Origin of the sequence: Ornithinibacillus scapharcae TW25 (assembly GCF_000190475.1) — a bacterium.
Classification (GTDB): domain Bacteria; phylum Bacillota; class Bacilli; order Bacillales; family Amphibacillaceae; genus Ornithinibacillus; species Ornithinibacillus scapharcae.
Window position 1 is genome coordinate 1 of the sequence record NZ_AEWH01000003.1, and the last position, 15,238, is coordinate 15,238.

At 36.7% G+C, this 15,238-nt stretch carries 17 protein-coding genes; 5 read left to right on the forward strand and 12 right to left on the reverse strand.

From position 1 onward, the window contains the following. Nucleotides 1-143 precede the first annotated feature (143 nt). The 4 genes from fur to G5W_RS0100060 all read right to left on the reverse strand — a co-directional run bounded on the left by fur (nucleotide 144) and on the right by G5W_RS0100060 (nucleotide 3,241). Entirely contained in the window at nucleotides 144-602 is a 459-nt protein-coding gene (gene fur / locus G5W_RS0100045) for a ferric iron uptake transcriptional regulator (RefSeq protein WP_010093134.1), read from the reverse strand. A gap of 182 nt (nucleotides 603-784) precedes the next feature. Then, the gene (gene spoIIM / locus G5W_RS0100050; RefSeq protein WP_010093136.1) at nucleotides 785-1,432 is read right to left on the reverse strand and encodes a stage II sporulation protein M; all 648 of its coding nucleotides are present in this window, start codon (nucleotides 1,430-1,432) and stop codon (nucleotides 785-787) included. 93 nt (nucleotides 1,433-1,525) lie between these two features. Further along, on the reverse strand, nucleotides 1,526-2,695 hold the full coding sequence (locus G5W_RS0100055) for an endonuclease Q family protein (RefSeq protein ID WP_010093137.1): 1,170 nt from the start codon (nucleotides 2,693-2,695) through the stop codon (nucleotides 1,526-1,528). Beyond that, nucleotides 2,696-3,241, reverse strand: coding sequence for an NUDIX hydrolase (locus G5W_RS0100060; protein WP_010093138.1), 546 nt, complete (start codon nucleotides 3,239-3,241; stop codon nucleotides 2,696-2,698). A 117-nt stretch (nucleotides 3,242-3,358) separates the two neighbouring features. Between G5W_RS0100060 and G5W_RS0100065 the strand changes: the two genes are divergently transcribed. Then, on the forward strand, nucleotides 3,359-4,270 hold the full coding sequence (locus tag G5W_RS0100065; protein ID WP_010093139.1) for an aldo/keto reductase: 912 nt from the start codon (nucleotides 3,359-3,361) through the stop codon (nucleotides 4,268-4,270). Between the two features lie 66 nt (nucleotides 4,271-4,336). On the opposite strand, the gene G5W_RS0100070 is transcribed toward G5W_RS0100065, so the two are convergent. From G5W_RS0100070 to G5W_RS0100090, 5 genes are all read right to left on the reverse strand, one after another. Then, nucleotides 4,337-5,095 (reverse strand): GNAT family N-acetyltransferase, encoded by a 759-nt coding sequence (locus G5W_RS0100070; protein WP_010093140.1) that lies wholly within the window; start codon nucleotides 5,093-5,095, stop codon nucleotides 4,337-4,339. 25 nt (nucleotides 5,096-5,120) lie between these two features. After that, the gene (locus G5W_RS0100075; RefSeq protein WP_010093141.1) at nucleotides 5,121-5,582 is read right to left on the reverse strand and encodes a GNAT family N-acetyltransferase; all 462 of its coding nucleotides are present in this window, start codon (nucleotides 5,580-5,582) and stop codon (nucleotides 5,121-5,123) included. A gap of 113 nt (nucleotides 5,583-5,695) precedes the next feature. Further along, the gene (locus G5W_RS0100080; protein WP_010093142.1) at nucleotides 5,696-6,016 is read right to left on the reverse strand and encodes an iron-sulfur cluster biosynthesis family protein; all 321 of its coding nucleotides are present in this window, start codon (nucleotides 6,014-6,016) and stop codon (nucleotides 5,696-5,698) included. A gap of 9 nt (nucleotides 6,017-6,025) precedes the next feature. Beyond that, a complete protein-coding gene (locus tag G5W_RS0100085; RefSeq protein WP_010093144.1) occupies nucleotides 6,026-6,820 on the reverse strand; it encodes an SDR family NAD(P)-dependent oxidoreductase in 795 nt (264 codons plus the stop codon). After that, entirely contained in the window at nucleotides 6,810-7,769 is a 960-nt protein-coding gene (locus G5W_RS0100090; protein ID WP_010093146.1) for an MBL fold metallo-hydrolase, read from the reverse strand. Before G5W_RS0100090 ends, G5W_RS0100085 begins: the two co-directional genes overlap by 11 nt. Nucleotides 7,770-7,954: 185 nt before the next feature. Between G5W_RS0100090 and G5W_RS0100095 the strand changes: the two genes are divergently transcribed. The 4 genes from G5W_RS0100095 to G5W_RS0100110 are packed head-to-tail and all read left to right on the forward strand — an operon-like array spanning nucleotide 7,955 to nucleotide 12,051. Further along, complete coding sequence (locus G5W_RS0100095) at nucleotides 7,955-8,701, forward strand: glycerophosphodiester phosphodiesterase (protein WP_010093148.1); 747 nt, start codon at nucleotides 7,955-7,957, stop codon at nucleotides 8,699-8,701. Between the two features lie 14 nt (nucleotides 8,702-8,715). After that, the gene (namA, locus tag G5W_RS0100100) at nucleotides 8,716-9,732 is read left to right on the forward strand and encodes an NADPH dehydrogenase NamA (RefSeq protein WP_010093151.1); all 1,017 of its coding nucleotides are present in this window, start codon (nucleotides 8,716-8,718) and stop codon (nucleotides 9,730-9,732) included. A gap of 10 nt (nucleotides 9,733-9,742) precedes the next feature. After that, nucleotides 9,743-10,666: a ribonuclease Z gene (rnz, locus tag G5W_RS0100105; RefSeq protein ID WP_010093153.1), complete on the forward strand. Its 924-nt coding sequence runs from the start codon at nucleotides 9,743-9,745 to the stop codon at nucleotides 10,664-10,666. A 14-nt stretch (nucleotides 10,667-10,680) separates the two neighbouring features. After that, the gene (locus tag G5W_RS0100110) at nucleotides 10,681-12,051 is read left to right on the forward strand and encodes an aldehyde dehydrogenase (protein ID WP_010093155.1); all 1,371 of its coding nucleotides are present in this window, start codon (nucleotides 10,681-10,683) and stop codon (nucleotides 12,049-12,051) included. 33 nt (nucleotides 12,052-12,084) lie between these two features. Here the strand turns inward: G5W_RS0100110 and G5W_RS0100115 are convergent, their stop codons facing one another. The 3 genes from G5W_RS0100115 to G5W_RS0100125 form a co-directional block, all read right to left on the reverse strand. Beyond that, a complete protein-coding gene (locus G5W_RS0100115) occupies nucleotides 12,085-13,320 on the reverse strand; it encodes a DNA polymerase IV (RefSeq protein WP_010093157.1) in 1,236 nt (411 codons plus the stop codon). A 127-nt stretch (nucleotides 13,321-13,447) separates the two neighbouring features. Continuing rightward, complete coding sequence (locus G5W_RS0100120) at nucleotides 13,448-13,954, reverse strand: DNA topology modulation protein (RefSeq protein ID WP_010093158.1); 507 nt, start codon at nucleotides 13,952-13,954, stop codon at nucleotides 13,448-13,450. 150 nt (nucleotides 13,955-14,104) lie between these two features. Then, nucleotides 14,105-15,223 (reverse strand): M20/M25/M40 family metallo-hydrolase, encoded by a 1,119-nt coding sequence (locus G5W_RS0100125; RefSeq protein ID WP_010093159.1) that lies wholly within the window; start codon nucleotides 15,221-15,223, stop codon nucleotides 14,105-14,107. Between the last annotated feature and the right edge of the window lie 15 nt (nucleotides 15,224-15,238).

The window sequence follows — 15,238 nt, forward strand, 5'->3', positions numbered from 1 at the left end:
GATATGCCAAAAAGAATTCACTTTATACATAATAACTATAAAACTAGTCCTATCTGTAAAAATAAAATACTACTCTTCTATCTTACACTAAAAAAGAAACATTGAAAAACAAATAATGCCCTCTCGTTCAGAAAAGGCATTTTTTAAGTAGTAGATTCAACTGTAGCTTTTTGACAAACTCTACATAATCCATGGAAAGTTAAACGGTGGTCCTGTACTTTAAAACCCCATTCACTCTCTACTATTTTTTCTACATCTCCTAATAAATCATCCATAATTTCCTCAACTGAGCCACATTCAATACAAACTAGATGATGGTGGAAGTGCTTAGCACCTTCTTTTCGAAGATCGTATCTGGAGACGCCATCGCCAAAATTAATTTTGTCTACAATTTTAAGTTCGGATAATAATTCCAATGTACGATATACAGTTGCCAAACCAATCTCTGGAGCTTTTTCTTTTACCAATAGAAAAATGTCCTCAGCACTTAAATGGTCCGCTTCTCGTTCGAGTAGCACTCGTACTGTTGCTTCACGTTGTGGAGTTAGCTTGTAGCTCTGTGCATGAAGTTCTTTCTTAATGCGGTCAATACGATGTTCCATGGCGATCTCCTCCCCTCATATCCCATCTTTATTATATGCACAGCTAAAGGGAGTGTCAAAGCATAAATACAAAATAAGTCTATTCCTATTTCGATAGGGACATATTCATCTTACTAAAATGTAACGTATCATGTGTATGAAATAGCAGCATCTCTCCATATAACACATAAATTTAAGATATTCTAATCAGCATTATACATGGAGGTTATATAAGAAACCATTGCTTCGTTTGCGACATATGCTTCTATAATTGCCGGTACAATAGAAGCAATTAATAAAAATGTAAATACTACCACATATTTCACAAATGGTTGTAACACCGGTTGAGAAAACGATACTTTCCTAGCAAATAGTTTACTTAACAAACCTAGGGTAAATATCATGGATAAGCTACCGGCAATAATATAGATAGGTATCACCATAATATTCTGAGGTGCTATAGACAAGGTTGCTAGTAAAAATCCTTTCATACCAAGTTGATTTACGATAAAACCAACAGAAAAACCAACTACCAACCCTTTTAGAAAGATTAGAATCCACACTACTGGTAAACCAATTACAGATAAACCTAATATAAATAATAGAGACAAGTATTTGATATGATAGAAAAAGCTTTCTTTTAGTACTGCATTTTTATCAATGGAGTTATCATTAGTTAGATGTCCAAAAAAACGTTCCAAGTAAAAGAATAGATCTTGCTTTTGAACAAACCCCATACTATTGACAACAATAGCTCCAAAAACAATCCCAGTTAGAAATAATATAACCATAAAAACATATATCGTCGCATGCGTTTGTAAATGATTCAGTAAAACTTTCCGTTTATTCACGTGGAATCCTCCATTCACTCTTGTCTATATTAAAAGCTATGAAGAATACCTAATAAACATTCCTATCAAATCTATCTTTATCATGTAAAATTGTTAGTCTTGTGTAACACTACCATATTTACCGCCACCACCTGCCACAATAGAAAGCTTACCTTCCCTCATGTGAACAATAGATTGTGCAATATGCTCTGGTACAACTGCTACTATTTCATTGTATGGTGCATGATGAATAATATTCATTTCAGTGTGAAATCTCTCTAATAGCTTATCATAGGTTTTCGGACCTAGCTTTGGCAGATATTCTAAAGGAACCTGGTACAAATACGGCGGTCTGTCTTCAAGTTTTCCTTCATAGTCAGCTAATTCATCTATTCTATCGGCTACTCCTTTAACCACCTTTTTCGAACCACATTTCTCACAGATGATAGAATTGGAATCCATATAATGCAGGCATTTATCACAAACCGTTTTATGGTATTTTCCAAGTTGTGGATTCATACCAAAGTTACGAACAATTTTTCGATCTTCAATATTATGTAGGGCAAAATGAAATTCCTTAAATGAAGGTTCTTTCATCTGAATCTCTTGATACTCTCGGCCGATTTTCGCTAATGAATGGGCGTCAGAATTTGTAAGGAATGTATAAGTATGAAGTTCTGATATCTTATCAGCCATATACGTATCAGAGCTTAATCCTAATTCAACCGCATCAATTAAATCAGGATCAAGAACTTCTGTTAATGATTGCTCGACACCTTTTCCGTATAAACTTTTGTATGGTGTAAAAACATGAGCAGGTATAAAAATTCCAGAAAGTTCCTTCACTTTATATTGGAGCTCTTTAGCAGATCCATAATACCGTTGTGAGCTTAATGTAATGTTCTTCATACGGTCTACTAACCATTCTGAGAATTGTTCCATCTCCCGTAGTCCTGGTAGAAAACAGAGCACATGGATAGGTCCTTTACAGTTCTCATCATATACTTCGATCTCAGAACCCAATAGTAGTGTTACTTCTTCAAAGCGTATCCCACCATCTTCTAGTTCATATGCTTCGCCTTTTTCCAATAATTGTTTTAACTCAATCTGAACATTCGGAGATTGGCAGTCAATAACTCCTATTAGACTAATACCCTTGTTACGACTAGATTCTTTTAAAATGTTCGTGATGGTGAGTGTTTTGGAAGCAGTAATCTTGACCGGCTTATCGTAAATATCTCTTCCGATGTGAATGTGCATATCGGCAAAATACGTGTTTAACATCTATAACAGCTCCTGCATTTCTAAGTATAAAATAGCATAATTTGTTTTAGCATCATGAATACGTTCCTCTAGCACGTATTTCTTAGCTTCCTCAAGTGTCATTTCTAATATTTCAACGAATTCATCCTCATCTAAGGATGGAGGATTTTCTAGTTTTTCAATATCCCTTGCCAAATAAATATGCATAATTTCATCAGCAAATCCCGGAGAAGTATAGAACGAACAGATTTTATCCAAGCTCTTTGTCGTATAGCCTGTTTCCTCTTCTAACTCCCTTAAAGCAGTTAGCTCTGGAGCCTCGCCCGGTTCCATTTTCCCTGCAGGTATTTCTATAATAGGCTTTTCTAATGGCTTACGATATTGTTCCACTAGTACAATCTTGTTATCTTGTGTAATCGGGATAATTCCAACTGCTCCTGGGTGCTTAACGAGTTCTCTTTTTGCCTTATTACCATTGGGTAGTAGCACGTCATCGATTTGTAGGCTTATCACCTTTCCGTTAAAAATCTCCTCTGAGTGTATGGACTTTTCTTCAAATTTTTTCATTGATTTCATCCTTTATCTATAATGATTCATTTTAGCATAAGGTATTCGTTAAGTTAATTCTTCCAGATTGGCAATTCACTATTATTTACAATATGATAAGTATAGGAGGTAGTGGAAATGAAAATGAATAGATTAGGAAAGTCAGACATCAACATTTCAGCATTAACTTTAGGGTGTATGTCACTTGGAACCGATAAGAACAATGCCAAAAACATCATTGATTTTGCACTAGACATGGGTATAAACCATTTGGACACAGCTGATTTATATGACTTTGGTTTAAATGAGGAAATCGTTGGAGAAGCCATTAAGGATAAAAGAAATCAATTGATCATTACCACTAAAGTCGGAAACCACTTTAACAAAGAATCGAACGATTGGTATTGGGACCCTTCTAAATCCTACATAAAAGCTGAAGTGAAAGAAAGTTTAAAAAGATTACAGACTGATTATATTGATTTCTATATGCTTCACGGAGGAACAATGGATGATCCTATTGACGAAACGATTGAAGCATTCGAGGAGTTGAAGCAAGAAGGGATAATTCGCTCATACGGGATTTCTTCTATTCGACCGAACGTAATTAGAGAGTATGTAAAGAAGTCCTCTATTGATGGTGTCATGACCCAGTATAGTCTTCTTGATCGTAGACCTGAAGAAGAAACATTAGATTTATTACATCAGAACAATATCAGTGTTCTAGCACGAGGACCGCTTGCTAAAGGGTTGTTGAGTAACCAAGCCCAAAAGATTGTTGCGACAAAAGGAAAAGAGGGATACATAGATTATACAGGTTCTGAACTAACAAGAATAGTCAATAAACTAACTGAACAATCAACCGAGGTTACAAATCTTGCACTACAATATGTGCTTCAACATCCAGTAGTAGCAACAGCTGTATTTGGAGCAAGTTCAATTGAACAAGTAGCAGAGAACTCAAAAGTAGATACCGAGATACCGCTTACCGATAAGGATTATCTCGCACTAAAAGAGATTACAAAAGCAAATCGATATAAACAGCATCGATGAATGAACTAAAAGAAGAGATTGGGATATAATAAACAATTAATTATTTACGTCCCAACCTCCTTCTTCTCACATTAACTCTTTTAACCGCTTCATCGCAGAGTGCGATGTTAGTCTGTGGTAGGTAATTAATTGTTGTTTGTAAATCACACCGTATACTCCATAAGGGGTTGGGGAGAGGTTTAGTAACTGTTCTCTACTCTGCAAGTGTATTATATTTGCCTTAATTCCTAATTTCGTTGCCGCGGTGGCTAGATTATCAGTTGCTATATCCAGAAAAGGACATTGTTGTGTACGAAGGATTGTCAAGTCATCAAAAACTCTCAATCTATCACTCCAATTCGTTGGAAAATAAGGAATAGCCGCTTCCCCGGTTTTATAAACCAACAATTCAAATCCATAAGGTGCACGGTCTACTTCTTCGAAACCATTTTTAATAAAAACTTCCTTACTCGGGGTCCATGATGTATCTGGATTCGTCACGACAACTATCCCATCTTTTTTATGTTCTTGCGCATCTTGTATACAAGTTTGTATTAATCTGGATGCATATCCCTTCCCAGTATTATTCACCCATAAACAATGAATAACATGGTAATTTTCGCCAAATACCACTCTTGAAGAATATTCGATTGGGATATATTCAATGAATCCAGCTGCCTTATCATCTTCCATCAGTTTTATGTATTTTAGATTCTCTATAAATTTAGCTGTTAACCAATCGTTTTTCCCTTGATATCCCGAAGATTTAGGTTTGCTACGTAAGCAGTAGCAGCCTTCCCGCTCTAGATTCTCCTCAGTTAGTACAACTAATTCTGCCGTTTCCAACTATATTCCCCCAATAATACTATTTTTATTTATTTATCGTCTTTTTATAATCTATCAAAATTAATTTATCCGAGAGTCGATGTTCACCTATTTGCTGATAACCAAGCTTTTCATAAAAGTGTCTATTCCTATTATTTAAGTGAGGAGTATCTAAATACCATTCCACAGCCTGCGGAAACTCAGATTCAACACGGTTGATTATTTGAGTACCTAAACCTTTGTTTTGATATTCCTGTAATAGGAAGATTCTATTTAAACGGTATTTCCCATTTCCAAGATCCCTAATATCAATCCCGCCAATAATATTACTGTCTTGCCAAATGGTATAGTGATAAAAAGTGTTAATCTTGGTTCTTAATCTATCAATTGGTTCGTTAACAGGACTAGTATCGTAATCTTCGTACTTGCGAAGGTCACAAGCAAACGCTTCTTGTTGAATTGCTAATAATCGTTCCGCCTCATCTGTTTTACTTCTAGTAATCCACATACACCCACACAGCCTTTCTTTATTTTTTAATATTAACATAAAAATCGAAAAAATTTAACAAAAAAAGATCGCAAAGTTTTAATACATTGCGACCCTTTGTACTATTATTATGGTTACTTACTTATTACACTACCTGGAGCTATAAAAGCATTTAGAATTCCGTCTGGACTAGATAAGCGGAATGTGCTATTAATGAAATCTAACTTCATATCTTCCGCGAAGAATACGGACTTCATCTTGTGAACAACAGTTGGAATCGTATCATTTTCTACTTTCATATAGTCCTCAGGTAATTCATTTACTAAAGAAAAGGTCGGCATCCCATTTACGCCACATCCTAATCCTGCTGTGTCATAACGGAGCATTATATATTTATATTCTTGACCTAATTCATTAATTTTTTCCTGTGCAAGCTCAGTAATGGTTAGTTTCATCATAATCCCCTATTTCTTGTTGAATTGTGATTTTAATGCTTTCTCCATCATACCAGGAAAAAGCTGATAAAATCTACTACCGATGTCCATCCATAATGGCATATTAATCTCCCGTTTTCTAGTAAGAAGCACTTCTGTGATTCTAGCTGCTACTTTCTCGGGATCCAGCATATACCGATCCACACTCTTTTGGTAATTTCCCTCTGGATCTGCATGAGAAAAGAAATTTGTTTTTACTGGACCTAAGTTTACTGTTGTAACATATATATTATTATTAGCCATTTCTTGTCTTAATGCATTGGAAAAGCCAATAATTGCATGCTTTGTTGAAGCATACACAGCTGATTTAGGCGTTGAGATTTTACCCGCTTGGGAAGCAATATTTATTATATGCCCTTGTTTCTGTTGCATTAAATATGGTAGGAATAACTGAGTCATACGAATAACCGCCAGTACATTCAAGCGAAACATTACCTGTACATCTTCCCATTTCGTATCCGACACGTATTGGAACACACCTATTCCAGCATTATTTATCAATACAGTAATATCCTCATGTTCTTGAATTATAGTAGAGACAACTCCTACCATTTGTTCTTCATCAGTTAGGTCTACTTGATAATAAAATGCATGAATCTTATATTCTTCTTTTATTTGTTCTTGAAGTTGTCGTAACTTATCTAATGAGCGGGCAAGCATGATAGGTATGCCACCGCCAGCAGCAATTTTTTTTACTATCATTTCTCCTATGCCACTTGACGCCCCAGTAACTACAATCTTCTTTCCTACATAATTAGTTTGCATGATAAAAGTATACTCCGTCCTCCATCTTTTTTGAAACTAAGCCTATATGTTCTAAATAGTCTAATTGTCCAATTGTCTCAGACATCGTTAAATCTATCTGTTTCTCAAAATGTAGGGAAAACAATTCCTCACAAATTTGAAACGCCGTTTTTGGGTACTCCTTTATCAAGTTAAGTACTTTTTTGGCTCGATTTTCTTGTTTCGTAAATCTTTGCGTTATGACTTCCTCGACATTCGTAAATATATCACCATGTCCCGGTAGAACCATATTGATTCCTAGTTTACGACACTTTTCCAAATTCTCACGATACTGTAATAATGGCTTTGGACGTACTACCTCTCCTTCCCGTGGGGGCTCCATAATCGGGTTAGGACTAATGTGCTGAAGCAAATGATCGCCACCTATAAATGTACCATCCTTCCCTAAAAAGGATAGATGGCTCTGGGCATGCCCTTTTGTATCAATCACAGTAAATTCAGGATGACCTGGTAACGTATCTCCTTCTGTAATCACTGTGGTCAAATTCCCCTTACCAGCCCATTTAAGCTGACCACGTAACTTTTCCAATTGAGCTAGAAAGCGCTTGGGAACTCCATTTTCATTAAAGTATTCATGATAAAAGGCCTCAAAACGACTAAAATATGCTTCGTCTCTCGTAATCCATGGAGTAACATATTGATGCCCTACTGTTTGCTCAGCTCTATCAAATCTCTCTATCAAACCAGTATGGTCAGGATGATGATGTGTTAGAATAATTTGTTCTATGTCACTTGATTTATAGCCAATTTCTTTTAGTTGTGACAGGATTGCCTCCCATGCCTCTTCTGTTTTCACGCCAGCATCTACAAGAGATAACGTGTCACCCTTCAGCAAATAAACATGTGTATCTCCTACTGCAAACGGAGTCGGAACTGTAATTTGATGAATTTTATTTTTGACCACTATCATAATAAACTACCCCTCATTCCCTTAGAAACTCCCTAAAATGAATAACCATTCATTCCCTTCTTCTTATTTTAACGTTAAAATTTAAAGAAGTCACTCGACAAAACTTACTTTACGATGAAAACCTTATTTATTAATTGACTTTCCCTATTCTTTCCAACAAAATCTAATTAGAGAGGTGAAGCCACTTGACTACGAAAATTATTGGCCATAGAGGTGCAAGCAAACTAGCACCAGAAAATACGATGTATGCCTTCGAGCTTGCCTATCAACTAGGAGCAGAAGGTATAGAAACCGATGTCCAACTTACAAAGGATAATGTACCGGTTTTAATCCATGATGAGACTTTAAAACGTACCACGAATGGCACTGGTTATGTAAAAGAATTCACTTATGAAGAACTAAAGCAATTAGATGCTGGCTCCTGGTTTGCTTCGGAGTTTTCAGATGCTAGAATTATTTCGCTTGAAGAATTTCTCGTCTGGATTAAGCCTAAGGATTTATATTTGAATATAGAATTAAAAAACAACAAAATTGACTATCAAGATTTAGAATCGATTGTATATGAAAGTCTAAAGAGCCATCGTCTTATAGATCGGACAACAATATCTACCTTCAGTTCTAAAAGTATTAAGCGATTATCGAAATACAAAAATGACCTAGAAATCGCCTATCTCACTTCAAAAAAGAAACCAAATCTAGTTGAATATGCGAAAGACTTAGGTGCTAATGCATTACATATTAAGTATCGACTACTTAATTCTGAACTCATGCAACAAGCTATAGCTCAGAAAATGCCTGTTCGAATCTATACAGTAAACAAATATAAGCAAATGATGAATTGTTATCAATTGAATTGTAATGGAATATTTACCGATGTTCCCTATAAAGCAATAACATTTCGGAAAGTATTTCAGTTTAAAAGAAATATATAAATGGAGGTTTTACTATGGCAAAACTTTTTTCACCTATTACGTTTAAAAGTATGACACTAAAAAACAGAATTGTTATGTCTCCCATGTGTATGTACTCTTCTGATAATAAAGATGGTAAAGTAACCCCTTTCCATATGACACATTATATTTCACGTGCTGTAGGCCAAGTTGGATTAATCATTATTGAAGCAACTGCTGTCGAACCCGCTGGGAGAATCACTTCCGGAGATCTAGGAATTTGGAATGATGAACATATTGATGGTTTAAAGGACCTTGTAAACCAACTACATGAATTTGGTACAAAGGCTGGAATACAACTTGCACATGCAGGTCGTAAAGCACAAGATGAAGAGGTTATTTACGCACCTTCTGCTCTCTCTTTTAATGAAAAATCGAAAGAACCAACCGCCTTAGATACTCCATCCATTCAAAAGGTAGTCGAGGCATTTGGCAGTGCTGCAAAACGTTCTGAACAAGCTGGATTTGATATGGTGGAAATTCACGCAGCACATGGGTACCTAATTAATCAGTTTCTATCACCACTTTCGAATAGACGGACAGATGAATATGGCGGAGACCGTAACAACCGATTTCGCCTTTTAAGAGAAGTTGTTGAAGTGGTCAAACAAAATTTCTCCGGAGCGATATTCGTCCGTATATCAGCAGATGAATACCATCCAGATGGAAATACATTAGGTGACTTCCTATTTTATAGTCAACAATTAAAAGACCTCGGAGTCGACTTAATAGATTGTAGTTCTGGTGGAGTTGTCCCTACAAAAATCAACGTATATCCCGGATACCAAATTAAGCAATGTGAAACGATAAAACAAGAAGTCAATATCCCTACAGGTGCAGTTGGACTGATTACTACCGGGATTCAAGCAGAAGAAATTCTACAAAATAACCGCGCGGATCTTATTTTTATTGGAAGGTCTTTACTTAAAAATCCTTACTGGGCAAAAGCAGCTGCTGATGAATTAGGGTATACAATTGAACCTCCTAAACAATACATAAGAGGTTGGAACTAGGAGGGACATCATGGAACTATATTTTTTAGGCACGGGATCTGGTGTACCATCAAAGGAAAGGAATGTTTCCGCTGTTGCTCTCATGCTCTTGCAAGAAGCGAATAGCGTGTGGTTATTTGACTGTGGCGAGGCCACCCAACATCAAATCTTAAACACATCCATAAAACCTAGAAAAATCAATAAAATTTTCATTACACATATGCATGGTGATCATATTTTTGGATTACCAGGGTTATTAAGCTCTCGATCATTTCAAGGTGGCGAAGATGAATTAACCATCTTTGGCCCCAAGGGAATAAAGGAATTCGTGGATACAAGCCTTACCTTAAGTGGTACTCATATTACCTATCCCCTCACCTTTGTCGAGATTGAAGAAGGAAAAATCTTTGAGGATGAACAGTTTTCGGTCTATTGCAAGAAATTAGAGCATGGAGTTCCAAGTTACGGATTTCGTATAGAAGAAAAAAATAAACCTGGAGAGTTACAGGTTGATCAGCTTAAAGCATTTGGGATACCTCCAGGACCAATCTATCGACAAATTAAAGAGAATGAGGTAGTTACATTAGAAGATGGACGCAAATTAAATCGTAAGGATTTCATAGGTCCAGACAAGATTGGTCGACATATCGCAATCTTGGGTGACACCAGATCTACACATCGTAATCATGAATTCGTAAATGGTGTAGATGTACTCGTACATGAAGCAACTTTTGATAAAGAAAAGGTTGCTCTAGCTGAAGACTACTACCATTCTACTACAGAACAAGCAGCAGCACTTGCAAAAAAAGCAAATGTAAAGCGACTAGTGATGACACACATTTCTTCCAGATACCAGTCCGAAGAAATTGATGTACTTTTACAGGAAGCACAAGAGATCTTCCCGGATTCGTACATCGCGAGCGACTTTTATCAATTTCAAATACCATCCAAATAAAAAGGAGTGTTAGGATGATCCAAGTTCACAGTCTAGTAGCTAGCCAACGAGAGTTCTTTTTAAGTGAACGCACACGAAGTTACCAATTTCGTATGGAGCAGCTCCACGCTCTACGTGATATGCTCGAAAAATACGAAAAAGAAATTTATCAAGCACTTGAGAAAGATCTAAATAAATCACAATTTGAAACGTTTACGACAGAGCTAGGTTTTCTTTATAACGAATTAAAACATACAGAGAGCCATCTAAAAGCTTGGATGAAGGATGAACCAGTCGATGCCCCAATTACCCATAAGGGAACCAAAAACTTTATCCGGAAAGAACCATATGGGGTAACATTAGTTATTTCACCATGGAACTATCCTTTAAATCTTGCAATAGCACCAGCAATAGGGGCAATAGCTGCTGGAAATACTGTTATTATCAAACCATCCGAACACAGCCCAGCAACTTCTTCCCTATTAAATAAAATGATTAAGGATACCTTTGACCCGAATTATTTTGCTGTAGTAGAAGGAGAAAGAGAAGTAAGTGAAGCCTTATTACAAGAGCGCTTTGATTATATATTCTTCACCGGAAGTACAGAAGTCGGTAAAATAATCATGCGCGAAGCAAGTAAACACCTTACCCCTGTCACCCTGGAATTAGGCGGTAAGAGTCCAGCCATTATTGATAAGGATGCAAACCTCTCTTTAGCGGCTAAACGTATTATTTGGGGGAAATATACCAATTCTGGACAGACATGTGTTGCACCTGATTATCTGTATGTCCATCAGAAAGTGAAAGATAAATTGTTAAAAGAGATGATCAAGCAAATCAAAAGCTTGTATAGTAAAAATCCTTTAAATAACAGAGACATGGTTCGTATTATCCACAAGGGTCACTTTGATCGATTAACTTCTTTCCTTTCCAATGGAAAAATTGTATATGGTGGTAATACCGATAGTAATAGGCTTAAAATAGAGCCGACCATTTTAGATGACATTACATGGGACGATCCCGTCATGCAAGAAGAGATTTTTGGTCCGATATTACCGACCCTAACCTTCCAAGAATTAAATGACGTTATAATGGAATTAAAACATCGAGAAAAACCTTTGGCTTTATACTACTTTGGTGAGAAAGAAAAGCAACAAGAAAAAGTATTGACAAGTCTTTCTTTTGGGGGCGGTTGTATCAATGATACACTGTATCATCTTGCTAATCCCAATATGCCATTCGGTGGTGTTGGAAATAGTGGGATGGGTGGCTACCACGGCAAGAGTAGTTTCGATACGTTTTCCCATCAGAAAAGCATCCTAAAGCAAACAACTAAATTTGACCTACCCTTTCGTTACCCTGGTGGTAAACTCGCACTTTCCTTCATAAAAAAGGTTATGAAATAATAATAGGTTCAAGTTCTACTTTTGAACTTGAACCTATTTCTTATAATCATCTAAAAAGTCCTTTTGGAAGCTCGTTCTAGGCTGATTCTCTATATCCTCTTTAACTTCAATGAAAGGATTTTTTCCATACTTTTGTGTTAATTTATCTATCGCTGTGTAGAGTTTTTCTTTTTCCGCATCTTTCTCATAGGTAAATAAATCTAGCTGATGAATGATATTATGTTTCTCTTCCACATCTTGTACAGCGATACCAAGTAAACGGACTGGTTCCCTATTCCAATGTGAATCAAAAAGTTCCATTGCTACCTTAAGGATGTCTACTTTCCTCTCGATAAAGTTAGGCAGTTTTTTGCTACGAGTAATGGTTTTCCGATCATAATAGCGTACGGTGATTTGAACGGTACGTGCAGCAGCATTCTTCCGTTTCATTCTTATTTCAACATTTTCCGCTAATGCTTGAAATAAAGCTTTAATTTCTAACTCATCAGTTGTATCCATCGGTAACGTCTCAGAACTACCAATACTTTTAAATTCATTCACAGCATCAGGGTCAACCGGCCTTAAATCAATACCATTTGCCCTGTTTTTTAAACGTTCTCCATTAATCCCGAGTAGTTGTTTTAAACGATACACATCACCCGCAGCTAAATCCCCTATCGTTTGTATATCAATCGTTTGTAACTTTTCTGCTGTTTTCTTTCCTACTCCATACATTTCTCCAACTGGTAATGGCCAAAGTTTTTCAGGGATATCACGTTTGCGAAGAATCGTTATCCCCATCGGTTTTTTCATATCTGAAGCCATCTTTGCTAGAAATTTATTAGGCGCAATCCCTATACTACACGGTAAATCAAGCTCTCGTTTAATCTTTTGTTGAAGGTTTTCAGCAAGTTTCATCGTTTCATTGGGTTGACAAGCATCTGTAACATCCATATAACCTTCATCAATAGATACTGGCTCTACAAATGGGGTAATGGCGTACATCAATTTGAAGATTTCTCTAGAAGCAAGACGATATCTCTCAAAATTCGGACGAACGACAATAAGCTCCGGACAGAGCTTTTTCGCTTGCCAGACGGGCATCGTTGTCTTTACTCCTTTTGCTCTCGCCTCATAATTACTCGTTATGATGATCCCTCTACGCTCCTCTGGATTACCTGCTACTGCTAATGGTTTTCCTTTCCAAGCTGTATGGTATGCCGTCTCTACTGAAGCATAGAAGCTATTCATATCTAAGTGAAATATTATCCGAGCATTATTTGCTTTCATGTTTGAACAGGCACCTTTCCGAACAGTTGTTTCTACCAACTATTATAGCACATAGAAAATAAGCTTTACTTGTTACAGGTTCTAATGAAAGCCCCAAACAAAAGTTTGTCTACCTACACCTAGCCCACTAGCTCATTTTTCCTATAAACTGTTTGATTTCTTTAGGGGAATGTAAAATGATGATAGTTTTATCATTCTTCAATTGATTTAGTTTATTAATGGTTTCCGGTCTCTTTGTCTTAGGATAATTCCATATCCATTTCAAGAAACCAAAATCAATCTTCTCTTCACAGCCTACTGCCATGTCTGGCCTTTGTTTATTTCGGTATTTTAACATTCGCTTAAACGCACGGTAGACACAGATTATACGGTTTACATCTAAATATATAATAGTATCAGCTGCCTTTAGCCTAATATCCATCGTTCCGCCGTAGTTACCATCGATAATCCACTCTTTCTCTTGAATTAAATCGTTTTGTATTTTTATTTGATTCTCCCTTGTTACAGCTTCCCAATTAGCTTTCCACAGAAAAGAATCAAGATGATATACAGGAATGTTTAGCTTTTGACCTATTTCCTTTGCTAGAGTCGATTTTCCTGCTCCACCTGAGCCGATTAACATTATTTTATTCATGCTCTCTCCTCTCATAGAGCTCCCCCTTATACCAGTTTTGTACAGAATATTCTATCTCAAAAACACCAAAAAAACCGCACCTCTAATTGTCCTATAACAATTAGGATGCAGTCTTTTATTTATTGATGCGAATCATCGTTAGTAAGCTTCTTATTTCGCTACTTCTTCAATAATAGCTGTTACTAATTCTGTAACTTTTACTAATTCGTCAACAGGAATACGTTCGTTCGTTGTATGAATTTCTTCATAACCAACTGCTAAGTTAACGGTTGGAATACCAAATCCTGCTATCACATTGGCATCACTACCTCCGCCACTTTTTAATAGCTTACTTTCTCTTCCGATTGATGCAGCAGCTCTCCTTGCGACTTCTACTACTTCATCACCTGCTTGTTGTTTGAATCCAGGATACATCACTTTAATATCAACGATCGCTTCGCCACCCATATCCTTTGCAGTGGATTCAAATGCTTCTTTCATTTTAGCCACTTGAGATTCCATCTTTTCCGGGACGAGTGAACGAGCCTCTGCTAGAATCTCCACGTGGTCAACGACGATATTGGTTTGTTTTCCACCTTCAAATCGGCCAATATTCGCTGTCGTTTCTTCGTCAATTCGACCTAGAGGCATTTTAGAAATTGCTTTTGCTGCTATAGTAATAGCTGATACACCTTTTTCAGGTGCTACACCAGCATGAGCTGTTTTCCCTTTAATAATGGTATGGATTTTCGCTTGTGTTGGAGCCGCAACAATAATATCACCAACATCTCCATTACTATCTAAAGCGTAACCGAATTTTGCATTGATTTGAGACGAGTCTAGTGCCTTTGCACCTACAAGTCCGGATTCCTCTCCAACGGTAATAACAAATTGAACATCACCATGTTCGATATTATTCTCTTGAATAGTACGAATTGCTTCCAACATCGCTGCTAGTCCCGCTTTATCATCTGAACCAAGAATGGTTGTCCCATCTGAGACAATATAACCATCTTTAATGGATGGTTTAATTCCTTTTCCTGGTACGACTGTATCCATATGAGAGGTAAAATAGATTGCATCTACACCTTGTTTTGTTCCCTTCAATGTACATATAAGATTATTTGCTCCATGTCCGGTAACCTCTTTTGCATTATCTTCTACTACTTCCACACCTAGATCTGTGAACTTTTGCTTTAATACTTTAGCAATTTCTGTTTCAAATCCAGTCTCGGAATCCACTTGTACTAATTCCATAAATTCACTCACTAGTCTGTCTTGATTGACCATGCTGTACAACCTCCT